Below are 22729 nucleotides of genomic sequence, written 5' to 3'. Positions count from 1 at the left end.
TACAATGAAAAAGTCAAAGTCCGTTATATTCGGCTTTGACTTTTTCTACTTTCTTCTATAAACGATTTCAGACCTTATTTATCGTCTTTTACTTCTTCAAAGTCAGCATCTACAACGCCGTCATCTTTTTTATCTTGACCTGCTTCTGCTTCACCTTGTGCAGCTTGTGCAGCAGCTGCCGCTTGTTCATATACTTTCATTACTAAAGGTTGCAATACGCCTTCTAGTTTTTCTTTCGAAGATTTAATTCCTTCGATTTCACCAGCTTCTAATGCTTTTTTCAATTCTTCTTTTGAATCTTCTACTGATTTTTTCTCATCTTCCGTGATTTGTTCACCAAGATCAGAAATCGTTTTATCAACTTGGAATACTAATTGGTCTGCTTCATTGCGAAGTTCTGCTTCTTCTTTGCGCTTTGCATCAGCTTCGGCATTTGCCTCAGCTTCTTTTACCATGCGCTCGATATCTTCGTCTGTTAAACCAGAATCCGATTGGATCACGATTGTTTGTTCTTTTTGTGTACCTAAGTCTTTCGCTTTAACTGATACGATACCGTTTTTATCAATATCGAATGTTACTTCAATTTGAGGTACGCCACGAGGAGCCGGTGGAATATCTGCTAATTGGAAACGACCTAAAGTTTTGTTGTCGGCAGCCATTGGACGTTCACCTTGCAACACGTGAATATCTACAGCTGGTTGGTTATCTGCAGCTGTTGAGAATACTTGTGATTTTGAAGTTGGAATCGTTGTGTTGCGTTCGATTAATTTTGTAAATACGCTACCCATTGTTTCAATACCTAGTGAAAGTGGAGTTACATCAAGCAATACGATATCTTTCACATCACCTGTTAACACACCACCTTGAACTGCTGCACCCATTGCTACTACTTCGTCTGGGTTAACACCACGGTGTGGATCCTGGTTTGTTTCTTTTTTCACGGCTTCTTGTACTGCAGGAATACGAGTTGATCCACCAACAAGGATTACCTTATCTAAATCAGAAGCATTTAAACCAGCGTCTTTTAAAGCTTGACGAGTTGGAATAATTGTACGTTCTACTAAATCACGAGTAATTTCATCGAATTTTGCACGAGTTAAGTTCACTTCCAAGTGAAGAGGACCATCAGCTCCTGCAGTAATGAATGGTAATGAAATTTGTGTTGATGTTACACCTGATAAATCTTTTTTCGCTTTTTCAGCTGCATCTTTTAAACGTTGCATTGCCATTTTGTCTTTTGATAGATCAACACCATTGTCTTTTTTGAATTCTTCTACTAAGTAGTCGATTACTTTTTGGTCGAAGTCATCTCCACCAAGTTTGTTATCCCCAGCAGTTGCTAGTACTTCGAATACACCGTCTCCTAATTCAAGGATCGAAACGTCGAATGTACCGCCACCAAGGTCAAATACCAAGATTTTTTGGTCTACGTCTTGTTTATCCAAACCATAAGCAAGTGCAGCTGCTGTAGGTTCATTAATAATACGTTCTACTTCAAGACCGGCAATTTTACCAGCGTCCTTAGTTGCTTGACGTTGCGCATCATTAAAGTAAGCTGGAACTGTAATTACAGCTTTTGTTACTGTTTCACCTAAGTAATCTTCTGCATAGCCTTTTAAGTATTGTAAAATCATTGCGGATACTTCTTGAGGGGTATATTCTTTATCCTCGACTGTAACTTTTTCTGAAGTACCAATTTTTGATTTAATTGACAAAATTGTATTAGGGTTTGTGATTGATTGGCGTTTTGCCACTTCCCCAACTTGTTTTTCCCCATTTTTAAACGAAACCGCCGAAGGAGTAGTACGGTTACCTTCTGGATTTGGAATTACTTTTGGTTCGCCGCCTTCTAGGACTGCTACACAAGAGTTTGTTGTACCTAAGTCAATACCAATAATTTTGCTCATTTTAAATTTTGCCTCCTAATATTTAAACACGAAAATTGTGTTTTTCACATTTGATTACTGAATTACTCGTTTACTGAAACCATAGATGGTCTTAAAACGCGATCTTTTAATTTATAGCCTTTTTGTAGCTCTCTTAATACAATACCAGTTTCCTTTTCAGAGTCTGATTCTTGCATTACCGCTTGATGTACATTTGGGTCAAATGCCTCTCCCTCAGCAGGGATTAACTCTAGACCTTCTTGTTTAGTTGCATCAATCAAAGTTTTGTAAACCATTTCAATCCCTTTATAAAGAGAAACAGCATCATCAGAACTTACTTCCACCTGTAACGCACGGTCTAAATTGTCGATAACCGGCAAAAGTTCTGTCAGCAACTTTTGAGCTCGATATTTTTCAGCCGCTTCGCGATCTAACTGGGAACGACGACGCATATTGTCGAAGTCTGCACGAAGGCGTAAATAACGACTTTCTTCTTCTTGCAGTTTTGCTTCAAGCTCAGCAACTTTAACATTTAATTGCTCTTCAACAGATAGTTCTACCTGCTCTTCAGTTTCTATGCTATTCATTGCTTCTTCGTTTGTTTGGTTATTTACTTCTTCAAGATTTTCTTTATTTTCCGTAGTTTCAGACAAGAATGTTTCCTCCTTATAACCCATCATTTACTTTATTTGATAGTGCACTTGAAAGTCCACTTCGCATCACATCAAGCAGCGACACAACCCGTTGATAATCCATTCTTTTAGGACCAATTATGGCGATGGACCCTTCTTGATCATTACCTACGGAGTATGAAGCTGTAATTACACTTAAATCATCCATAACAATATGATTATTTTCGGAACCAATACGAATATGGATACCCGTGTCTTCAGGATGGAACAAAGAAATCACTTGACTTTCCTTTTCCATCATTTCCATGAGTGCCCGAACTTTATTTAAATCGTGGAACTCTGGTTGATTTAACATGTTGGTTTTTCCACCAAAATAAATTTTCCCTTCATTTTGGAAGGTTGCAACATTCCTCAGTGATTGGATAAAGGAATCCGCAGTGTTTACATGTTGCCTCAAAACATAAAAAGTTTCTAATTCAAGTCTACTTTGTAGCTCTAATAATGAAACACCCACTAAACGTTCATTTAGAATATTGACCGTCTTTTCAATATCTGAAGGAACAAATCCTTGCGGGAGTGTAATTGTTCGATTTTCAACATGTCCGTTATCAGTAACAATAATTGCCACTGCAGTTTGTTCAGAAAGAGGGACAATCTGAAATCTTTTTACGCGATGTTTACCTACATTAGGTCCAAGTAAAATCGTTGTGTAGGAAGTTAAATCAGACAAAATGTTAGCAGATTCACGAATTACTTGTTCCATCTCTACAATTTGATTTTTATAAATAGATTGAAATAAGCCAATTTCTCGGTTAGACATGGAGATCGGTTGCAATAAATGATCTACATAAAATCGATAACCCTTCTCAGATGGTACACGACCTGAAGATGTATGCGTTTTTTCTATAAACCCAAGTTCTTCTAAATCGGCCATCTCATTTCGGATTGTCGCTGGACTAGATGTAATCCAATCTTTCTTTGAAATTTGGCGTGATCCTACTGGTTGAGCTGAAGTAACAAAATCATCAACGATTACTTGCAATATTTGTAATTGTCGATTCGTTAACATTGTCATCACCTCTGTTAGCACTCATTAATAAGGAGTGCTAATACTATTATTAAATTATCAAATCTCTAATATGATGTCAACGGAATCGCTCTATTCTCCAATTAAAAATTGTTGAAATATTTCATTCCCAACAAAGCGACCCTTTCGACTTAATTTTATGCCTTTTTCATCTTCAACTATCAAGCCATCTTTAACAAAAGCAGTTATTTGTTTTTCATAAAGCTCTTTCATCGAAATGCCAAGCTTAGTTTCAAATTCCTTAAATAATACCCCTTCATTTTTTCTCAAACCTAAAAACATTTGTTCTTCACATTTTTCTTCAAACGTTACTTCATGTTTATGAAGAATAGGTTGTTCACTAATTTTGATTGTTTCAATATATTTTTTTATTGGCCCATGATTCGAATAGCGATTTCCTAAGAGATAACCATGCGCACCGGCACCAAAACCAGCATACTCATCGTTATCCCAATAAATTTTATTATGTGTTGATATATGGCCATCTATCGCAAAATTGCTTATTTCGTATTGTTTCTTTTCTTTTTCTTCCATTCGTCGCATTAATAAGTCATACATATCGGCCTCTAGGTCTTCTGTAGGCAAGCTTAGCTTTCCTTTCGCGTACTGAATATAAAAAATGGTTTTTGGTTCAACAATTAAAGAATACGCTGAGTAGTGTGGAAGATTTAGCTCCAATGCTTTTTCTAGAGTATCTTCCCATTGCTCCATTGATTGGCCAGGTAAACCATACATTAAATCAATGCTTATGTTGTCAAAGCCAACCTTTTTGGCTTGTCTAATGGTTTCAAATACATGCTCGTTTGAATGTGTGCGCCCAATTTTTTCAAGAAGCTTTTGGTCAAAGGATTGAACGCCCATACTTAATCGATTCACCCCGCCATGTATCATAGCCTCCAACTTATCAACTGATAATTCGTCGGGATTTGCTTCTGAACTAAATTCAACAAGCTGCTTTGTTGGAAGCAAGGTATTTATATGATGTAATAGTCTTGCAATTTGATCTGCTGAAAGTGCAGTTGGAGTCCCTCCGCCAAGATAGATAGTTTCAATGTTTTGAAATTGTTCTGGTGTTTTCCTAACAGCCATTTCTATCTCCTTGCCAACTGCTTCTATATATTCATCCACTGGTTGGTTTTTAAAAAATACTTTATTGAAATCGCAATAATTACAAATTTGATGACAGAAAGGAATATGTATGTAAACACCTCGAGCCATTAAAAATCCCTTCTTTCTCTAAGAAATATCATATCCTCTATTGTACTCTATCATAATAATAATTCAATTTTATGCTACTAAATCTATACAATAAAGGATTGCTCAATATATTCTTCAACAAAAAAAGAGATCTGAATACAATCAGACCTCAAAAAATTCAAATGGTAATATTCATTTGTTGTTTAAATAGATCTACAAACATTTCAAGTGTTGAGTAAGAAGAAAATCTAGTTGTAAAACTGCTTACTTCTTCTTTTGAATCAAAAGAAAATGCACCCATTTCCTTTGTAAACTCATATTTTCCATCTTGTAACGTGATTAAGTAAACACGTACCACTGGACGATATGGTCTATGCTTATCCAAATTGTCTCCCGCTAACAATAACCCTACTGAACTATCCTGTTCATTTACGATTGTTGTTAGTGCTACTAATCCATCATACTCAAACCATTCAGGAATTGCTACCTCTACTATATTATTATTCACCTATTATACATCTCCTTCGCTGTTTTTCATATGAAGCTAAAAAATTGATATAAATACCAATAAATAACAAATTAGAGCGGTTCAATTGGTTTTTATAGATAAATTGTACTAAAGGAATCACATTTCTAAAAGAGCAATATTTAAACAATTTTTTTTAACTTTTTGCAATATATGAAATAATGTTGCAATAAAAAACAGATTCTCTTTTGAAGTTAAATGATAATCAATAATATTGACATAACTTTCCATATGATAGCTACGTTTCTTCCACATGCACAAGAAAGCAGATGCGTATGATCATACAAAAAGCCAATTTGCATCACTATGGTGGCAAATCAGCTTTTTGTGTAGCCATAATCAATCAGTTCAAGATCTTGAGAATATTTCTTAGGCTTTAAACATTATTTCTTATTATTATCATCCATTTTCAGTACCGCCATAAACGCTTCTTGCGGGACTTCAACTGAACCTACTTGTTTCATACGTTTTTTACCTTCTTTTTGTTTATCAAGAAGTTTACGTTTACGTGAAATGTCGCCACCGTAACATTTTGCAAGTACATTTTTACGCATTGCTTTAATCGTAGAACGGGCAACGATTTTTTGACCGATTGCTGCTTGAATTGGTACTTCGAATTGCTGGCGCGGGATTAACTCTTTTAATTTTTCAACAATCACTTTACCACGCTCATATGCAAAGTCACGGTGTACGATAAAGCTTAATGCATCGACTTGCTCAGCATTTAATAGAATATCCATCTTCACCAGCTTAGATGGTTTGTAGCCAATTAACTCATAATCGAATGAAGCGTAGCCCTTCGTGTTTGATTTTAAGAAATCAAAGAAATCGTACACAATTTCAGATAACGGCATTTCATAAATTATACTTACACGACTCGTATCAATATAATCCATCGTCATGAAGTTTCCGCGTTTCAATTGGCAAAGCTCCATAACTGCCCCTACATAATCGTTTGGAACCATAATTGTTGCTTTTACATAAGGTTCCTCAATACGATCAATTTTTTGTGGATCAGGCATCATAGATGGGTTATCAACTTTTAAAAGCTCGCCGTCAGTTAAATGAACATCATAAATAACGGAAGGAGCTGTCGTTATTAAATCAATATTAAATTCACGTTCGATACGCTCTTGAATGATTTCCATATGAAGCAATCCTAAGAAACCACAACGGAAACCAAAACCTAATGCTTGAGAAGTTTCTGGTTCATACTGAAGCGCAGAATCATTCAATTCCAGTTTCTCCAGTGCTTCACGTAAATCGTTATATCTCGCAGTATCGATTGGGTAAAGACCGCAATATACCATTGGATTTAATTTGCGATATCCTTCTAGCGGTGCTTCAGCCGGACGATTGGCAAAAGTAACAGTATCCCCTACTCGTGTATCCCCAACATTTTTGATAGATGCTGTTAAGTACCCTACATCCCCTACAGTAAGCTCGGCTTGAGGTACCGATTTTGGTGTATGAACGCCAACTTCAATCACTTCAAACTCGGCTCCAGTTGCCATCATGCGAATTTTATCCCCAGGTTTGACTGTACCATTTACAATCCGAATGGAAATAATGACCCCTTTATATGCATCGTATACAGAATCAAAAATTAACGCTTGAAGAGGAGCTTCGGAATCCCCAGTAGGAGCAGGTACCTTTTCCACAATTTGCTCTAATATATCTTCAATGCCTATCCCAGCTTTTGCTGAAGCAAGAACAGCTTCCGAGGCATCCAGTCCAATTACATCCTCAACCTCCGCGCGTACTCGTTCAGGATCAGCAGCAGGCAAATCGATTTTATTAATAACCGGTAAAATTTCCAGATCATTATCAAGGGCTAAATATACATTGGCAAGAGTTTGTGCTTCGATTCCCTGTGCTGCATCTACAACTAAAATAGCCCCTTCACAAGCTGCTAAACTTCGTGAAACTTCATATGTAAAATCGACGTGACCGGGTGTGTCGATTAAATGGAATGTGTAGGTTTCACCGTCTTTAGCTACATATTTTAACTGAACTGCATTTAATTTAATCGTTATTCCTCGTTCACGTTCTAAATCCATGGAATCCAACAATTGAGCTTTCATCTCACGTGCAGTGATGGATTTTGTTGTTTCTAAGATACGGTCAGCTAATGTAGATTTTCCGTGATCGATATGGGCAATAATAGAAAAATTCCTTATGTTTTGTTGTCGCTTTAATCGTTCTTCTCGATTCATGTCGTGTCCACTCCTAATCAAATACGCCTCCTACGCATTATTTCCGCTCATCGCGCGGAAATAACCAAAGATGGGTGGACTCTATCGAAAAGTCCCGATTCTTTGGAATACGCTGGAGGCATTAACCTTTATCAGTCAGTTGTACCTACTGATTGCTTGGTAACCTGTTATAGTCTCGATATACAATTCCTTCAAAAAAAGGCTAAACTAACTTGAATTATAGCAGTGACACAACAACTTTAGCAATGATGTAGTGAGAAAAAACGCAAAATATTATGATTGATTCACATCAAAAATTTTAATTTTTAGGCATTTCCTTCTTGATTTACGTAGGTTTTGGCAATCGCTTGTGCAAGTACCGCGATTGTTCGATATACCTCATCCTCTGTATTATCGATTCCGCCAATTTCAATTAACAATAAATTACTAGCTAAATCCTGATTGTAAACTCCATCAACCCCATCTCCAGACTTTTCAATAATCCCTCTTGAAATATTGGGGACAATTTTGTTTAAAGCCTGACTTAAAGAGTTGGCATGAGATAAATTCGTCTTATAATTTGGGTTTTCTGCCCCAATAACAAATGCAGTTTTAGCATAACCCACATTCTTATGTGAAACAGTAGACTTTTTATGACCTGTAGCATCGCGATGAATATCTAAAATCAGGTCATACTCGTTTTTCTTTAACTCTTGATTAATAAATGTACGTGCTGTGGAATAAGAAGAAGACATTGTTTTCCCCTGTTTCACGGTTTCAGCCATAATATCTACATCAAGAGTCGTTGCGTTTAAACCATTTAGTTTAAAGTAATCTTCCATTACCTGTGACATTGATAGCAAATTCGCTTGGTCATCGTACACAGCAACGGTTCCTGTTTGACTTTGAACGAACGGTTTATACGTTTCTTGAGAATGTGTGAAAACAAACAATACATCAAATGAATTCATTGCCGGTTTTACATCTGTTACGCTATCTTCTGTTGCAATTACTTCTGTTGGTGTCACTTCTGTTGCTGTTGCTTCTTCAGAATTCTTCTCTGACTGTACATTGGTCGATGCAAAGACTACTTGCTTTTCTTCAGCAATAGGAGGCTCATATTTTTCGTTGTTCGGAAAAGGCAATAGTCCTGTGATGATTGGTAACATAAAAAAGAAGACTAGAAAAACAGATAGAACTTTAAATTTTTTTAACATGACATCCTCTCCTTCCACTACAATATGGAGGAGGATGTCCTTTTAGAACTATTTCACTTTGTGTTCCATCCAATTAAAAAGACATTTACTGATCAGGATTGAATATTTTGTAATCCACACATCCACTTCTTTTGGCGTTACGATTAATCTTTCAGGATGGGAAGCAAATGCCTCTTCAAATAATTGAAGTCGATCTTCGTTGGACCATGTCGACCATTCTCCGAAAATCGGTTTGATTAAATTTAAGTCGACTCTCTGATTAGGATCCGGTGTATAAGATGAAACAGAAAGTTTGCCAGAAGGCTTCCCTTTTTCTTCAATCTTTGCCGCAATCGAACGGAATACGTTATCAATCGCATCAGCTATAATAACTGTTGCATCCACAACCGTTGGCACACCGATTGCCGTTACAGGTACACCCATTACTTCCTTAGACACTTCCGTACGCTGATTTCCAACACCCGAACCGGGATGAATCCCTGTATTAGTAATTTGAATTGTTTTACATAAACGCGAGCTTCCTCTCGTTGCTAATGCATCAATTACTAATACTAAAGATGGTTTAATACGCTCAGTAAGAGCTCGGATAAAATCACTTGTTTCAAAACCAGTCTGACCAGTTACGCCGGGTGCGTACATAATAAAATGATCACTTGGATTTTCGGATTGTTCATTTTGCATCGAGTCAATCGCAAAAGGACCAATTGCATCAGGTGTAATCGTTTTATTCCCTAACCCGATTACAAGAACCTTACTGTCCTTCGTAATCTCTATATCTTTATGAATATCATCAAGATATTTTGTAAACGTCTTTTCCAACTGTTCAAAACCATTCGAATCATCGATGGTTAACGTCGGGACAGAAAGCGTTATATATGTTCCTTCCTTTTTTCCGATTTGTTCTTGTCCATGCTCATCTACAACTACTTTCGTGACTTTTACTCGACCTTCGTTAAATTCATCAATATTAACGCCACTTGTTTGATCTAACCTATTTTTCTGCTGCTTGGTCTGATGCTCTACTACTTCTGCTGATTCATCAATTAAATCGGTTCTGCTCCAATTTACTTCTATCATTAATAATCACCTCTTTTATATGTTGGACAAACTGTCAAGTAAATATTCTTTGCATTTAACTATTGCAATTAACTCCGTGGTTTGGTAGAATGATTTTTGTTGTATTGACAAACGAAATTAGTGAGAAGATAACTCATCTCGTCCCTTATTTAGGAGGTGAAAGATATGCCAAACATTAAATCTGCAATTAAACGTGTTAAAGTTGCTGAAAAAGCTAATGCAGCTAACGCTCAAGCAAAATCAGCTATGCGTACTACAGTTAAAAAAGCTGAACAAGCACTTGCTAACAATGCTGAAAACGCTAATGAATTATTAGTAGCAGCTAGCAAAGCACTTGATTCTGCAGCTTCAAAAGGTCTTATCCATAAAAATGCTGCAGCTCGTAAAAAATCACGTTTAGCTAAAAAAGCTAACTAATTCATTAAGAGGTTTTCCAAAATCATAACTTTTATGATTTGGAAAACCTCTTTTTCGTTGCCTATTAATAAATAATAGATTTCAGTTCTCATTTTGCTTATATTCTTTTAACCCGCAAAAAAACTACCTAGAGACATCCTCTAGATAGTTTATTTTAAAAGATTAAATATTTGGCATATTGCTTCCAGTCAAGTTCCTGTAAAGCGGCTTTACTTGGAATTTCAAAGGGCATTGGGAAGAATGCATTTGATAACTCATCTTTTACATAATCATGAAAGATGATTTGCTCATTCGCTAAATTACTTGTTAAAATCGTTTCTCCCTTATCCTCGAAGGCAACATCGACTTCATTCGTTCGAATTTTGCCATCCTCACCTATTGAATAAATATAATGTACTTCAGTTGTTTCTGTTTCACTAGTGAATTCTTTTGTAACAAGCCAATCTTTATTAACTCTTAGTGCATTCGAAGCTTCGTTAATAATAATTTTAGCATTTGTTAAACTAGCGTAAGGCTTGTTTGATATTGCCTCATCTAAATTTATTCTCACCTCGAATGAGAGTGGTTCCGGCATCTCAACTACTTTTTCCATTTCATTATACCAAAGTGAATTTGTCGCTGGAATCGTCTGCTTCTCTACTACAATACCTAATAATTCTTCCTCATTCACTACCAAACTACTAGTATCTTCACTATTTGTTAAACTCTCAGATTGTGCATCCTTTTCAACGAGCGATTGATGGAGTTCAACAGATTGATTTTCCGCAACCTGCTCCCACTCCTGCTCAGATACATATGTTATTAAATCTTTCTTATCTGTATAAATAATAAATGAAATCGTTCCGTTATCCTCAATAACATCTCCAATAACCCCGTCGCTGGGACTTGAAAGAACATTTGAAAAACTAAGTTCAGAGATTCGATCAGATAATATTGCTATATTTCTTTCGACCTCCGCAATTTCTTTTTCAATTGTTGCAATTGCTTCTAAAGAAGTTCCTTGTGTAACTTCTGTTGCCACGGTTACAGATAATTCATCATCAATTTGTTCTGAATCAATAGTTGTCAGAGGATCTTCAACATTTTGTGCCTCTAATCGTCTCAGAATGCCTTCTAGGGCCGTTAACTCACTCTCGTATGCATTTACTTCAGATTGAAGATTGGACTGTTCCTGCGCAGCTTCTTCCGTTTTATACGATGCAATCTCCTCATTCATACTGATTTTTTGTCCAGGCCGAACAGAAATCTGTGATAGAGCATTTGCATCTGCTGTGATTCGAATTTCTTCTTGTGGAACGATCATTGCCTCTTTTTCTAAATAGGCTCTTTGCTGCTCTAAGGCTACTCTTTCATAATCGGCAATATAATAAGAGCGCGCAATTTTACTATCCTTTTTAAAAACAATCATGCAATTCACTATAATTAAGGCTAACAAGAATAGACTACCTATTCCAATCCAAACTTTTCTATTCCGTTTCATAAACCTACCACCTTAGAAATATAATCATAGAGAGGTAATATACTAATTGCAGCTGTTACTAGAGCAAAGAAGATCTGAACTGCAATAATCTTCGCTAATAATAGGCCTTTACCGTCCTCTTCCCATTTCGATAAAAAAATATATTGAATGAAAATGGTAGCAGCTGTTGCAATCGTAAGTTGATTAAAAAAGAAAATGACAAAGCTATCATCTGTTAAATATGTACTAACCGGTCCTAATGACAAAAATGAAATTGCTGTCGTGAACCCTGACATGGAGAATACCAAGAAAACAATGACCTTTTCTACTAAAATACTTGCAATAACAAATAATTGGATCTTTGAAATTGCTTTGAATGAATGGTCAGTAAGGATTGAAAGACATAATGAGATGAAATAGTAATGGAAAACAAAAAATAATAACCCCTTTATCGCTGCCCCTATCACCGATAGATATCGGCTTACAATATACTCTTCTTCTAAGTTAGCGGCAAAAAGGTGAGTCAAATTTTCTGTACCCATGCCCCAAATACCTCTTACCACGAAAAAGAGAACGGTTAAACCAAGAAGCACATAAAAACGATAACGATATCCTTTTATATGATAATCCTGTTCTTGATTATCTAGTGCAAATGCTAATTTACTAGGATTTAAAAGAGAATGCCAAAATCTAAATTGATAGTCCATAAGAAGTCCTTTCTTTCTAGAAAATATATGTTTTAATTAATATAACAGATATTGTAAATAGTTTTAAATGGTAAGTAAAAAATACTCCAATAGATTTATAAAGCTTTTAAGAGAAACATTTCTAAATACCTTTCCCGATTACCGCTGACCGACTTTAATTTCAAATCAACTTCCGATAAGTTTTTTAACGCTTTTAATAACCTTTCCTCATTTGGGCGGTCTCTATTTTCTAACATTAGCTTCACTCGATATGGATGAATTTTCAATTGTTTAGCAATTTGGTTTGGATGATAACCTTTTTTTTGCAAATAATAAACATTATTCATAGTACGTATATTCGAGGCTAACAGTCCAACTAACATGATGGGCTCTTCCTTTTGTCTGAGTAAATCATGATAAATTTGAAGAGCTTCGGATACGTTTTTCGACAAATATGCATTCAGCATTTTAAAGGCATCATGCTCCAATGTTTTTGCGACCAACTCTTCAACTAAATAACCAGTAATTTGTTTTTCTTCGCCTAAATATAAAGCAATTTTCTCAATTTCAATTTGTAGTTGCAGCATATTCGCTCCAACCATTTCCACCAACTTATCTACAGCATCATCTGCTATATTTTTTTCGAAATGTTTGACTTCACTCCGAACCCAAGTTGCCAAATCATTTTCTTTCGGTGGCTCAGCATGAAGAAGAGTACTTTTTTCTTTCATTGCTTTTGTAATTTTTTTGCGTTCATCCAATTTTTCATATGGCGCTATAAATACTGTGACACAAAAATCAGATGGATGGGCCAACCAGTTTTCAAGCCGTTTTAAATCGTGATCTATTTTTTCTTTCCCTTTTTCACTTGCTTTTAAAAACGAAGCATTTTTTGCGATAACTAATTTTCTTTCGGAAAAAAATGGAAATGTATCAGCTTCATCAATTACTAAATCAACAGGCGATTCTTCCATATCAAAAGTCATCACTTCAGCCTCTTCCGCTGTATTTAGTCCTTCTTTGATTCTTTTGATTGTTTCATCGACAAAATAAGATTCTTCTCCATAAATACAATATACAGGAGCAATTTGCCCATTTTTTATCTCTTTCCAAACTTTCGTAAACATATTGCTTCCTCCTAACTCTTGACGTAACTATAAGTATACACTTTTTTATTTTCTATTATCTATGTATAAAAATTTTCAATAAGACAAAAGGTAGTTAGTAGAAATTGATTTATTGGATATAGCTTTTTGTCATATATTCACTTATAATTGATGATGAGTAGGAGGGATAAGTATGTCATCACATGATGAAAACGTTGTAACACACAATCCTTTTGAAGGAAAAAATGGCGCATCTATGCGTAACCAAGCAATTGATGCTGGTGTAGGATTTGGCGTTTCATTCGTATTTTTTGCAATTATGTTTATTATCGCAATCATTGTTGATGTAGCGGCATAATCAGCGCTACTGCGAAAAGGGGAACTTCAAGATGTACTTGAAGCTCCCCTTTTTGATGTTCATTTCTGATTACTTGTCTTAATTTTGATTAATTCACCATCGACCCGCAATTCAATCGTACCTGCTTCCCCTGTGTTGAACGTAGGTAAACCCAGATCCTGAAATCGTTGTACTACTTCCTGATGAGGATGTCCATATCGGTTGTCCTTTCCCGCGCTAAAAATTGTAATAGCAGGCTTTAATCTTTCTAGAAAGACTTCACTACTAGAAGTTTTACTTCCGTGATGCCCCGCCTTCAAAACATCGATATGCGCTAGGGAAGGATATTGCTGAATAATTGACTCTTCCCCCGCTTTCTCCACATCACCCATGAAAAGCCCTTCAAACTTACCCTTTTCAAAATACATGACAAGTGAATCATTGTTCCCTTCATATTTCTGTTCGTTCGGCCAAAGGTAAGTAAATGAAATATCTGCTGTTTGCCAGGAAACATTCGCAATCTGTTCTATTATCGGTATTCTCTGTTGTTTCGCTTCAAGTAACAGTTCATTCATTACACCTTTTTTATATGAGCCTGGTGTAATGTGTATTTCCCCAACTCGGACTTCCTGTACTATTTCTTCTGCACCTTCGACATGATCACTATCGGCATGAGTCAGAATGAGTTTATCGATTTTCCGAATCCCCTTCCCCTTTAAAAAAGGCACTACAATGTCCCTTCCTACTTCATATTGGTTTGTGCTCTTCTTCCATTCTTCCTGGTTAAATCTTAAAACTCCACCAGTATCAATCAAATAAACCTCCTCCCTAAAGGGAAGTTCAACGACAATACAATCCCCTTGTCCTACATTGATAAAGGTAATTATTAAATCATTAGTCAGCTTCCCGCTAAAATGGACGCAAAATGCCGGCAAAATCATTACAGCAATAATTTTCAAAAGTTTACCTCTCATATCCAAGATATAAAATGTCGCAAAAACACTAACATAAGCAACAACAATTAAAAGTATTTTTGGCTTACCAGGATTCCACATTTGATAAGGTATTCCCTTTAACAATTCAATAAAAGTTGTAAGGAAGCTTCTTAAGGGTTCATAGAATAGAAACAATAGATTGGCTATTGAACCAGCAAAATATGTTGCTGCTAATAATAGGATATTGATAGGCAAGATGATAAAAGAGAAGAGTGGAACAAAGAATATATTTACCAGTAGGGATGATAGACTTAACTCATAGAAATGGACTAATAGAAGAGGATAAACAAGTAGCTGAGATACGAAGGTTATGAGGAATGATTGTACAATCCACGAGGAAGAGCGACTAATAAATTGACCGGAGTAAATAAGGCTTGCTGTAGCTAAATAGGATAATTGAAATCCAATTTGAAAAACAGACCAGGGTTCTAAACATACAAAAAATATAAAACTAATGGAGAGGGCATCATCCGCTGCCATTTTTCCTTTTAAACGACTAATCATCACCAGTTCAACAACTAATACTGCACGCCAAACAGAAGGAGCACCGCCAGCTAAAATAGCATAAATCGGTAATATCACTAAAAGAACAATAGATGCAAATTCCCTTCTAACCCCTAGTCTCAAAAGTCCTTGATAAAAAATAAACGCTACAATTGCTATATGAAGTCCCGAAATTGCAAACAGATGGGTGATGCCCAATTTCTGATATGCTCTAGTCATTTCTTCGTCGACATTTTCCTGCAACCCAATAATCAGGGCTTGTGCTTCAGCGACGAGAGATGGCGGAAAGGTTTTCTCAATGTGTTGTTTAACATTAAATCGTTGCATAGCTATTCTTTGATGAATACTTTCATTTCTTCCGGCAAATTCCCAGTTGGCTATCTCAACAATGCCTAAAGAACCCTTACTTTTTAAATATCCCTCCATACTAAAGGCATAATCATGATTTGGTTTAGTGGGTTCTACTATCTCTCCCCTCACTAAGTAACGACTACCAACTAATGCTTTCTGCTGGTAAGTAAGCTTTTCCTTTTCGGAACTAAATTTATAGACAACATATACATTTCTACCTTGAGAATCCTTCATAAATCCGCGCAATTTATCGCCATTTATTTTATATTCATCCGTCCAGGTTAAATGAGATGGCAGGAGGAGTGGTTCAGCAAATTCTTGAAGCAAGTGAGTAAAATAAGTGAAGGTAATTAAAGTGGTAAGAGTAATTCCAACTAAATGAAGCATATGCATTTTTTTTAAAAAAAGAAATAGAGAATACGGCACCAATAAGAACAATAACCTCACCGATTCGTGGGCTGCAATAGAAGCAACCAGAATCGATAAGGCATAAAAAATCCATTTATGCTTGAACGATGTCAAATAATTCTTTCACCTTCTCTTCAAATGGTTGCAGCACTTCTTTGGAAGCACCAAGATTTCTTAAATTGTCTAGCATGTCTATTGCTAGCGCAAGCTTTTGATCATGTAAAAAGTCGATCTTTGATTCATCAAAAGGAATTTGTACAACATTGACATCTGCCTTCTGAAACAATTCTAAAGCATATTCACTATTTTTATAGTCATTTGCGTAATATAAGTTTTTGATCCCTGCTTGAATAATTGTTTTTGAGCAAGGCAAACAAGGAAAATGTGTCACATAAATATCTGCACCGTTTGCTGGCGTACCATATTTTGCACATTGCAATAATGCATTTGTTTCAGCATGAACTGTTCGAACACAATGATTATCCACCACATAGCAGCCATCTTCAATACAATGCTCGTCACCCGAAATCGAGCCATTATAGCCACCCGCAATAATTCTCTTCTCTCGAACTATTGTTGCGCCCACCGCTAATCTAGTACATGTACTTCTAAGGGCCAATAAATGGCTTTGTGCCATAAAAAATTGATCCCATGTAATTCGCTCCATATGATTACCTCCAAACTATCTTAGTACTAGTTTAGATGGAAAAGATCGTTTATGCAATGTGGGATATAATTTGTACATTCTTACTTAGCGACGATAAACTCTTTTAATTTCTCAAAGGTTTTATCACCTATACCCGTAACATTTTTTAGATCCTCGATGGTTTGATACGGTCCACTTTCCTCACGATAGGCGATTATTGCTTGAGCTTTTGAAGCACCAATTCCAGGCAGGGTCGTTAATGTTGCTTCATCGGCACTATTCAAATCAACCTTATCAGTTTGAGGATTAGTTGTTGAGGCGGGAGAACTTGTTATTTGTCCACTTACTGGATTTTGCTCTATTTCCTCGCCTGTCTTCGGTATATAGATCACCATCTCATCCTGCAGCTTCTGTGCATGATTAACAGCTAAGGATTGTGCTTCTTCTGTATAACCACCTGCCCTTTCAATTGCATCGATAACTCGATCTTCTGTTGTTAACTCGTAAACACCTGGTGATTGTACTGCACCTTTTACATCAATCATAATCTTTTCGACAATTGGTTCATCAATTGACTCTGATGGAGCTTCCCTATTGGCTTCTTCGTTTTGTTCTTGTGGAATTGTTGTAATTGTAAGGGCTTCTTCTTGGTCTGAAGATTCTTGCTGGAGAAAAACATAAAGTAGAATTATACAAACAATGCCGGGGAATAGCATTATTCGTCCATACTTTTTAAAAACTGGCTGAATAATAAAAACACCTCTCTAAAGAGGTAAATCATATGGAGTATATGTATAATATACATAATTTACCTTCTTTTGAAAAGTGTCTAAATTGTATTATTTAATTGCACGAATAAAAATTCGTTCACTTTCTTGGGTTGGACTTTCATCTGTCCAGTCTGCAGTTACTGCTACATCGGTATAACCAATTTCCTTTAACCATTTTACATATAGGTCAGCAGGGAATGTTCTTTGAAAGTGTTCTTCTTCGAACCGTTCAAATAATCCACTTGTTTCTTCTTTCACGAAGAAGGTCATTTGGTGAAAAATCGAATGTTCAAATTCACCCGGTTCGGTATACCAGATGTAAGTAACCTCTCCATCATCGTAGGTAAAGGGACTTTCCATAAATATATGATCCATTTTAAATAAAGAGTGAACATCAAAAAATAATTGACCACCGTCACGTAAAGAATCGTAAATTCTCTTCAATGTTTCAATCACTGCATCTGATTTTGCTAAGTAGTTAATGGAATCAATTGGAATGGTTACAACATCTAAATCGGTGAAACCTTCTAATTCATCCATAGACATCATAAACAACGGAATTGTAACACCATTTGCTTGCATACGCTCATATGCAACGGTTAACATATCCTCGGATAGATCAATTCCACTTACTTCATATCCTTCTTGATGAAAGCAAAGAGAAAGAGTTCCAGTTCCACAGCCAACATCCAACAATTTAGGATATTGCTCATTAGGAGCATGTTTTTTTACCCAATTCACATATTGGCCATATGGAATATCCTGCATTAATTCATCGTACACTATTGCAAATCTTTCATAGCTTGAATTCATCATTCTACTGTTGGTAGATCAAGGTGAGGAGCATCTCCCCAAAGACGTTCTAAATTATAAAATGCACGTTCATCTTTATGGAAAATGTGTACGACAACATCTCCAAGGTCAACTAAAATCCAACGAGCAGAGTCAAATCCCTCAATTCGTTTTACCTCATAGCCATTTTCTTGTGCTTTTTCCTGTACTTCTCGTGCAATTGCTTGTGCTTGTCGGTCAGAATTACCGTTACAGATTAAAAAATAATCAGCTAGTAAAGAGATATTTTCCATATTTAATACAACGATATCTTCTGCCCTTTTATCATCTAAAGCTTTGTAAGCAATTTCTAATAGGGTTTGAGTCATTCTTTCACTTTTCCTCTCTGTTTAACGCTTAAGCGTTTCTTGAAATAACATCATTAAAGCATTCAATCGATACGGGATAAATTTGTTGTTCCGTTTGTACCAAGAATCGAATTGAATGACTAATACATGCTTTCATTGCTAGATCCAAATCTTCTTCTGCCATTTTTCGAAGCTTTTCCACCCCGTCAAATTTTCGGTTTGGTTCGATCATATCTGCTATAAAAATAATTTTTTCTAATTTTGTCATACCCGCTCTACCGGTTGTATGGAAACGAATTGCATTTAAGATAGCATCGTTTTTAATATTAAATTCAGTCTCTGCTATCCATGCCCCTACTGGACCATGTAAAATTTCAGAGCCCCACTCCACAAGCCGCAAGTCAAGACCGTTGTCTTTCACAATAGTACGCATCCAATCTTCATCAGCGTACTTTGCAATATCGTGTAAGATAGCAGCTGTTTCAGCTGCAGTACAATCTTCACCATACTTACTAGCTAAGTGAACTGCAGTTTCCATTACACCAATAGTATGAATATATCTTTTTTCAGGCATACGTGGTTTTATTGCCGATAAATACTTATCGCGTTCCATATAGACCTTCCTTTCGAATATAGCTTTCCACACCGTCGGGCAATAAAAACTCCAGAGTGCCGCCTGTTTTCAATCGTCTTCTAATGAATGTGGAAGATAAATCAATTTCAGGAGCCTCCACTATTTTCACATCGTATGGAGTAGATGATTTTGATCCAGGTCTTTTTAATCCAACGAACTGGACTAATTTGATTAATTCGTCAATCTTATACCAGTTATGAAGAGAATCAATCATATCCCCTCCGATGATAAAATAAAATTGAACATCTGGTTCTCGCTTCAACAGCTCTACCATCGTATAATACGTGTAAGATACTCCACCAAGCGCTAATTCAATTGATTCAATTTTGAAATGCTCATATGGGTTTGTAGCGATTTCCACCATTCGGAGGCGATTTTCCATGGATGCATCATCGACTAGTTGTTTATGTGGTGCAATTGCATTTGGCATAAACCGGACTTCATCAAGAGAAAGCGCATGAAACACTTCGTTTGCCATTATTAGATGTCCGATATGGGGTGGATTGAATGTTCCACCTAAAATGCCAACTTTTTTCATTGCCCACACACCTTATTTCTTGTCTACTTTTGGTAACACAATCTTTTTGTTATTTCTTGACTCTTTATATAAAACAACTGTTAATCCGATCAGCTGGACAAGTTCCGCATTAGTACCTTTTGCAAGAGCATTCGCAACATCATCTTTATCTTCTTCACAATTGTCTAAAATACGTACTTTGATCAATTCACGCGCTTCCAATACATCACGTAATTGACTAATCATTTGGTCGTTTACGCCACCCTTGCCTACTTGAAAAATTGGTGTTAAATGATGTGCTTCTGCACGTAGAAATCTTTTTTGTTTGCCTGTAAGCATAAAACTTAGTTTCCTCCTAAATTAACTGCTTAATTCTGCAGTTAACCTTTTTATCATGTTATTTGTGTTCGGATACTGTCCTAACCAATAGTTAAAAGCGATTGCTCCTTGGTGTACGAACATTCCTAGACCATTCACAATTTTGGCATTTTTCATTTGTGCCTCCAATAAAAATGGTGTCATTAATGGATTATACACAATATCAGCAGCAATTGCTCCTTCTTGTAACTTTTCAAGGGATAGCGGCAATTTAAATTCACTATTTGCAAGCCCTGCTGATGTGGATTGGATCAGAATGCCGAAATTGTCCAGTAATTGGTCTGCTTCCTTAATAGACAGTGCTCGACCTTCACCTAACTCATAAATGATCTCCTCTGCCTTTTCAACAGTACGATTTGTTATTGTTAGGTTGTGATAACCAAACTGTTTTAATGCAAAAGCAATGCCACGTGCCGCACCACCTGCACCTATTAATAACACTCCCTGATTTTTCTTGTCTTTCCCAATCACTTCTTCAAGAGAATGAACAAACCCTGCTCCATCTGTGTTATAGCCTTTCAGTCGTCCATCAGGAAGGTGGAGCACGGTATTGACAGCTCCCATTTTTTCAGCAAGAGGATCGAGTTCATCTAAATATGGAATGATGGTTTGTTTATGTGGTATCGTGACGTTCCATCCACTTGCCCCCAGTATTTTTAACGAAGCAACAGCATTTTCCAAGTCTTCACTTTTCACGTGAATCGGGATATATGCTGCATCAATATTCATTTCATTAAACCAAGTATTATGCATATTAGGGGATTTTGAATGGGCGATCGGATCCCCAATTACAGCAAACCATTTTTTCATTTCCAAAAACCTCTTCTTCCTTGAATAAACTAACTAAAAAACTTTGGATTTATATTAAGGATGGTCGAATAAAGACTTCTACCCCTTTAGGAGCGTGTGCTGCTACAACAACATTGGCATGCTGCACAGTAATCCATCCAAGACCTGAAATTACTACATCTGTTTTCGCCTCTTTAATGGCAAATTCGTGACGTACAAGTTCAGGGAGAAGATGGATATGCTCCTTCGACGGTGGTGAAAGGAGTTCCCCTTTATGCTCTTCATACAATGAGTCCGCTTTTTCAAGCTTTGTACGATGAATCGGCAAATCATTTGCAGCATAGATTGTAAAGGCAGAACGTTCACCCTTAACAAAATCAAAACGAGCAAGTGCACCAATAAATAAAGATTGCCCTTCATTTTGCTGATATACTTTAGGCTTAATTTCTTTTTTAGGGGTGATATATTTTAATTCACTTGAATCAATATGGTGGGCCATTTGGTGATGATTTATAATACCTGGTGTATCATAGATTGCCGCACCATCATCTAGTGGAATTTCAATCATGTCTAAGGTTGTTCCTGGGAAATGAGATGTTGTAATGACATTTCCTTCACCAGACGCTTGTTTAATAATTCGGTTGATAAAGGTAGATTTCCCGACGTTCGTACTACCAACCACGAATACATCCTTGCCATTACGGTGCATTTCAATAGCGTCTATTACTTCGCCCATACCCATGCCTTTATGTGCACTCACAAGGATCACATCAATTGGTTGTAGACCCAAGCTTTTCGCTTCACGTTTTAGCCAGTTAATCACTTTTTTCGGCTTTACTGATTTTGGTAATAAGTCTGCTTTATTGGCAACTAATAATACCGGATTTTTCCCAACAAATCGGTGAAGACCAGGCAACCAACTTCCGTTAAAGTCAAAAATATCAACAATTTTCACGATTAATCCTTGTTGTTCCCCAAGTCCATTTAAAATTCGCAAAAAGTCATCGTCCGTTAAACTAACAGGTTGAATTTCATTGTAATTTTTCAGACGAAAACATCTTTGGCAGATGACTTCCTCTTTTTCTAATGAAGATGGCGGTGCAAATCCTAATTCCTTTGGATTTTCTGTTTGTATTATTACTCCACAGCCAATACAGCTATGATTTTCATTCATTACTGTTCCTCCCACGTTTTAATTCCTTTACGTTTAAGCGAATTAAACACACGTCGTTCTATAAATCGATTAAAAAGCGTTACAAGACCATCCGACTCCGCAACAGGTCGAACTAAAATTGTATATAATTTCAAACGATTAGCACCCATGATATCTGTTAATAATTGGTCACCAACCATTGCGACTTCATTACTTTTCAAACGTATTTCTTTCATTGCAGCATAATATGCTGCTCCTAATGGTTTTTTTGCACGATAAATAAACGGGATTCCAAGTGGTTCCGCAAATCGTTTCACCCGTTCCTGGTTGTTATTCGATGCAATAATAATACGAATACCTGCATCTTGCATTAATTTCATCCAGGTAGCTATTTCTTCCGTAGCGTCCGGCCTGTCCCACTCGATTAAAGTATTATCCAGGTCTGTAATAATTCCTTTAATTCCTAAGGCAGCTAATTTTTCTGGTGTAATTTCAAATACAGTTGTTACAAACTCTCTCGGCAATAAAAAATTGTACAAAGCCTTGACTCCTTCAAAATTTTATATGATACCTTTAATTTTTGGAGGATGGTTCCTCGGTTAGTAAAGATTCTCATTAAACAA

At 36.4% G+C, this 22729-nt stretch carries 24 protein-coding genes; 2 read left to right on the top strand and 22 right to left on the bottom strand.

Annotated features, from left to right (window positions below):
* Nucleotides 1-74: 74 nt before the first annotated feature.
* From dnaK to gpr, 8 genes are all read right to left on the bottom strand, one after another.
* The gene (gene dnaK, locus ACFQU5_RS01465) at nucleotides 75-1907 is read right to left on the bottom strand and encodes a molecular chaperone DnaK (protein ID WP_390283984.1); all 1833 of its coding nucleotides are present in this window, start codon (nucleotides 1905-1907) and stop codon (nucleotides 75-77) included.
* A 62-nt stretch (nucleotides 1908-1969) separates the two neighbouring features.
* On the bottom strand, nucleotides 1970-2539 hold the full coding sequence (gene grpE, locus ACFQU5_RS01460; protein WP_390283982.1) for a nucleotide exchange factor GrpE: 570 nt from the start codon (nucleotides 2537-2539) through the stop codon (nucleotides 1970-1972).
* 13 nt (nucleotides 2540-2552) lie between these two features.
* Nucleotides 2553-3587 carry a heat-inducible transcriptional repressor HrcA gene (hrcA, locus tag ACFQU5_RS01455; RefSeq protein WP_390283980.1) on the bottom strand — a complete coding sequence of 345 codons (1035 nt, stop codon included), beginning with the start codon at nucleotides 3585-3587 and terminating at the stop codon, nucleotides 2553-2555.
* Nucleotides 3588-3677: 90 nt separating this feature from the next.
* The gene (hemW, locus tag ACFQU5_RS01450) at nucleotides 3678-4823 is read right to left on the bottom strand and encodes a radical SAM family heme chaperone HemW (protein WP_390283978.1); all 1146 of its coding nucleotides are present in this window, start codon (nucleotides 4821-4823) and stop codon (nucleotides 3678-3680) included.
* Nucleotides 4824-4980: 157 nt separating this feature from the next.
* A complete protein-coding gene (locus tag ACFQU5_RS01445) occupies nucleotides 4981-5310 on the bottom strand; it encodes a hypothetical protein (protein ID WP_390283976.1) in 330 nt (109 codons plus the stop codon).
* 401 nt (nucleotides 5311-5711) lie between these two features.
* Nucleotides 5712-7544: a translation elongation factor 4 gene (gene lepA, locus ACFQU5_RS01440; RefSeq protein WP_390283974.1), complete on the bottom strand. Its 1833-nt coding sequence runs from the start codon at nucleotides 7542-7544 to the stop codon at nucleotides 5712-5714.
* 305 nt (nucleotides 7545-7849) lie between these two features.
* A complete protein-coding gene (gene spoIIP / locus ACFQU5_RS01435) occupies nucleotides 7850-8740 on the bottom strand; it encodes a stage II sporulation protein P (RefSeq protein ID WP_390283972.1) in 891 nt (296 codons plus the stop codon).
* Between the two features lie 48 nt (nucleotides 8741-8788).
* Nucleotides 8789-9817: a GPR endopeptidase gene (gpr, locus tag ACFQU5_RS01430; protein WP_390283970.1), complete on the bottom strand. Its 1029-nt coding sequence runs from the start codon at nucleotides 9815-9817 to the stop codon at nucleotides 8789-8791.
* Nucleotides 9818-9982: 165 nt separating this feature from the next.
* Here gpr and rpsT point away from each other — a divergent pair, with 165 nt between their 5' ends.
* A complete protein-coding gene (gene rpsT / locus ACFQU5_RS01425) occupies nucleotides 9983-10234 on the top strand; it encodes a 30S ribosomal protein S20 (protein ID WP_390283968.1) in 252 nt (83 codons plus the stop codon).
* 154 nt (nucleotides 10235-10388) lie between these two features.
* On the opposite strand, the gene ACFQU5_RS01420 is transcribed toward rpsT, so the two are convergent.
* From ACFQU5_RS01420 to holA, 3 genes are all read right to left on the bottom strand, one after another.
* Complete coding sequence (locus ACFQU5_RS01420) at nucleotides 10389-11714, bottom strand: efflux RND transporter periplasmic adaptor subunit (protein WP_390283966.1); 1326 nt, start codon at nucleotides 11712-11714, stop codon at nucleotides 10389-10391.
* Complete coding sequence (locus ACFQU5_RS01415) at nucleotides 11711-12400, bottom strand: hypothetical protein (protein WP_390283964.1); 690 nt, start codon at nucleotides 12398-12400, stop codon at nucleotides 11711-11713. Before ACFQU5_RS01415 ends, ACFQU5_RS01420 begins: the two co-directional genes overlap by 4 nt.
* A 95-nt stretch (nucleotides 12401-12495) precedes the next feature.
* Entirely contained in the window at nucleotides 12496-13506 is a 1011-nt protein-coding gene (gene holA, locus ACFQU5_RS01410; protein ID WP_390283962.1) for a DNA polymerase III subunit delta, read from the bottom strand.
* Nucleotides 13507-13678: 172 nt separating this feature from the next.
* Here holA and ACFQU5_RS01405 point away from each other — a divergent pair, with 172 nt between their 5' ends.
* Entirely contained in the window at nucleotides 13679-13843 is a 165-nt protein-coding gene (locus tag ACFQU5_RS01405) for a YqzM family protein (protein WP_036201782.1), read from the top strand.
* A gap of 59 nt (nucleotides 13844-13902) precedes the next feature.
* Here the strand turns inward: ACFQU5_RS01405 and ACFQU5_RS01400 are convergent, their stop codons facing one another.
* From ACFQU5_RS01400 to ACFQU5_RS01350, 11 genes are all read right to left on the bottom strand, one after another.
* Nucleotides 13903-16194, bottom strand: coding sequence for a DNA internalization-related competence protein ComEC/Rec2 (locus ACFQU5_RS01400; protein ID WP_390283960.1), 2292 nt, complete (start codon nucleotides 16192-16194; stop codon nucleotides 13903-13905).
* A complete protein-coding gene (locus ACFQU5_RS01395) occupies nucleotides 16175-16747 on the bottom strand; it encodes a ComE operon protein 2 (RefSeq protein ID WP_390283958.1) in 573 nt (190 codons plus the stop codon). Before ACFQU5_RS01395 ends, ACFQU5_RS01400 begins: the two co-directional genes overlap by 20 nt.
* Nucleotides 16748-16827: 80 nt before the next feature.
* Entirely contained in the window at nucleotides 16828-17442 is a 615-nt protein-coding gene (locus tag ACFQU5_RS01390) for a helix-hairpin-helix domain-containing protein (protein WP_390283956.1), read from the bottom strand.
* A 123-nt stretch (nucleotides 17443-17565) separates the two neighbouring features.
* Nucleotides 17566-18309, bottom strand: coding sequence for a class I SAM-dependent DNA methyltransferase (locus ACFQU5_RS01385; protein WP_390283954.1), 744 nt, complete (start codon nucleotides 18307-18309; stop codon nucleotides 17566-17568).
* On the bottom strand, nucleotides 18309-18656 hold the full coding sequence (gene rsfS / locus ACFQU5_RS01380; protein WP_390283952.1) for a ribosome silencing factor: 348 nt from the start codon (nucleotides 18654-18656) through the stop codon (nucleotides 18309-18311). The genes ACFQU5_RS01385 and rsfS overlap by 1 nt, the downstream gene beginning before the upstream one ends.
* Before the next feature lie 28 nt (nucleotides 18657-18684).
* Nucleotides 18685-19248, bottom strand: a complete 564-nt coding sequence (yqeK, locus tag ACFQU5_RS01375) for a bis(5'-nucleosyl)-tetraphosphatase (symmetrical) YqeK (RefSeq protein WP_390283951.1) — start codon at nucleotides 19246-19248, stop codon at nucleotides 18685-18687.
* Entirely contained in the window at nucleotides 19235-19807 is a 573-nt protein-coding gene (locus ACFQU5_RS01370) for a nicotinate-nucleotide adenylyltransferase (RefSeq protein WP_390283949.1), read from the bottom strand. Before ACFQU5_RS01370 ends, yqeK begins: the two co-directional genes overlap by 14 nt.
* 12 nt (nucleotides 19808-19819) lie before the next feature.
* The gene (gene yhbY / locus ACFQU5_RS01365; RefSeq protein ID WP_390283947.1) at nucleotides 19820-20125 is read right to left on the bottom strand and encodes a ribosome assembly RNA-binding protein YhbY; all 306 of its coding nucleotides are present in this window, start codon (nucleotides 20123-20125) and stop codon (nucleotides 19820-19822) included.
* Nucleotides 20126-20146: 21 nt separating this feature from the next.
* Nucleotides 20147-20974, bottom strand: a complete 828-nt coding sequence (gene aroE, locus ACFQU5_RS01360; RefSeq protein ID WP_390283945.1) for a shikimate dehydrogenase — start codon at nucleotides 20972-20974, stop codon at nucleotides 20147-20149.
* Nucleotides 20975-21023: 49 nt separating this feature from the next.
* A complete protein-coding gene (gene yqeH, locus ACFQU5_RS01355; protein WP_390283943.1) occupies nucleotides 21024-22127 on the bottom strand; it encodes a ribosome biogenesis GTPase YqeH in 1104 nt (367 codons plus the stop codon).
* Nucleotides 22127-22645: a YqeG family HAD IIIA-type phosphatase gene (locus ACFQU5_RS01350; protein WP_390283941.1), complete on the bottom strand. Its 519-nt coding sequence runs from the start codon at nucleotides 22643-22645 to the stop codon at nucleotides 22127-22129. Before ACFQU5_RS01350 ends, yqeH begins: the two co-directional genes overlap by 1 nt.
* Nucleotides 22646-22729: the final 84 nt, after the last annotated feature.

This window comes from Ureibacillus sp. GCM10028918, assembly GCF_042666115.1.
In the GTDB taxonomy this organism is placed as follows: Bacteria; Bacillota; Bacilli; order Bacillales_A; family Planococcaceae; genus Ureibacillus.
The sequence above is the reverse complement of the archived record's forward strand: the minus strand, read 5'-3'. Positions and strand labels throughout refer to the sequence as shown.

What these genes read in the sequence shown, in the direction of transcription:
- aroE (WP_390283945.1), bottom strand. Translation starts at nt 20,974, where the DNA reads ATGAAAAAATGGTTTGCTGTAATTGGGGATCCGATCGCCCATTCAAAA.
- lepA (WP_390283974.1), bottom strand. Translation starts at nt 7,544, where the DNA reads ATGAATCGAGAAGAACGATTAAAGCGACAACAAAACATAAGGAATTTT.
- gpr (WP_390283970.1), bottom strand. Translation starts at nt 9,817, where the DNA reads ATGATAGAAGTAAATTGGAGCAGAACCGATTTAATTGATGAATCAGCA.
- spoIIP (WP_390283972.1), bottom strand. Translation starts at nt 8,740, where the DNA reads ATGTTAAAAAAATTTAAAGTTCTATCTGTTTTTCTAGTCTTCTTTTTT.
- yqeK (WP_390283951.1), bottom strand. Translation starts at nt 19,248, where the DNA reads ATGGAACGCGATAAGTATTTATCGGCAATAAAACCACGTATGCCTGAA.
- holA (WP_390283962.1), bottom strand. Translation starts at nt 13,506, where the DNA reads ATGTTTACGAAAGTTTGGAAAGAGATAAAAAATGGGCAAATTGCTCCT.
- yhbY (WP_390283947.1), bottom strand. Translation starts at nt 20,125, where the DNA reads ATGCTTACAGGCAAACAAAAAAGATTTCTACGTGCAGAAGCACATCAT.
- hemW (WP_390283978.1), bottom strand. Translation starts at nt 4,823, where the DNA reads ATGGCTCGAGGTGTTTACATACATATTCCTTTCTGTCATCAAATTTGT.
- ACFQU5_RS01385 (WP_390283954.1), bottom strand. Translation starts at nt 18,309, where the DNA reads ATGAATTCAAGCTATGAAAGATTTGCAATAGTGTACGATGAATTAATG.
- ACFQU5_RS01420 (WP_390283966.1), bottom strand. Translation starts at nt 11,714, where the DNA reads ATGAAACGGAATAGAAAAGTTTGGATTGGAATAGGTAGTCTATTCTTG.
- ACFQU5_RS01390 (WP_390283956.1), bottom strand. Translation starts at nt 17,442, where the DNA reads ATGCTATTCCCCGGCATTGTTTGTATAATTCTACTTTATGTTTTTCTC.
- ACFQU5_RS01395 (WP_390283958.1), bottom strand. Translation starts at nt 16,747, where the DNA reads ATGGAGCGAATTACATGGGATCAATTTTTTATGGCACAAAGCCATTTA.
- hrcA (WP_390283980.1), bottom strand. Translation starts at nt 3,587, where the DNA reads ATGTTAACGAATCGACAATTACAAATATTGCAAGTAATCGTTGATGAT.
- ACFQU5_RS01370 (WP_390283949.1), bottom strand. Translation starts at nt 19,807, where the DNA reads ATGAAAAAAGTTGGCATTTTAGGTGGAACATTCAATCCACCCCATATC.
- rsfS (WP_390283952.1), bottom strand. Translation starts at nt 18,656, where the DNA reads ATGACTCAAACCCTATTAGAAATTGCTTACAAAGCTTTAGATGATAAA.
- rpsT (WP_390283968.1), top strand. Translation starts at nt 9,983, where the DNA reads ATGCCAAACATTAAATCTGCAATTAAACGTGTTAAAGTTGCTGAAAAA.
- ACFQU5_RS01415 (WP_390283964.1), bottom strand. Translation starts at nt 12,400, where the DNA reads ATGGACTATCAATTTAGATTTTGGCATTCTCTTTTAAATCCTAGTAAA.
- yqeH (WP_390283943.1), bottom strand. Translation starts at nt 22,127, where the DNA reads ATGAATGAAAATCATAGCTGTATTGGCTGTGGAGTAATAATACAAACA.
- ACFQU5_RS01405 (WP_036201782.1), top strand. Translation starts at nt 13,679, where the DNA reads ATGTCATCACATGATGAAAACGTTGTAACACACAATCCTTTTGAAGGA.
- dnaK (WP_390283984.1), bottom strand. Translation starts at nt 1,907, where the DNA reads ATGAGCAAAATTATTGGTATTGACTTAGGTACAACAAACTCTTGTGTA.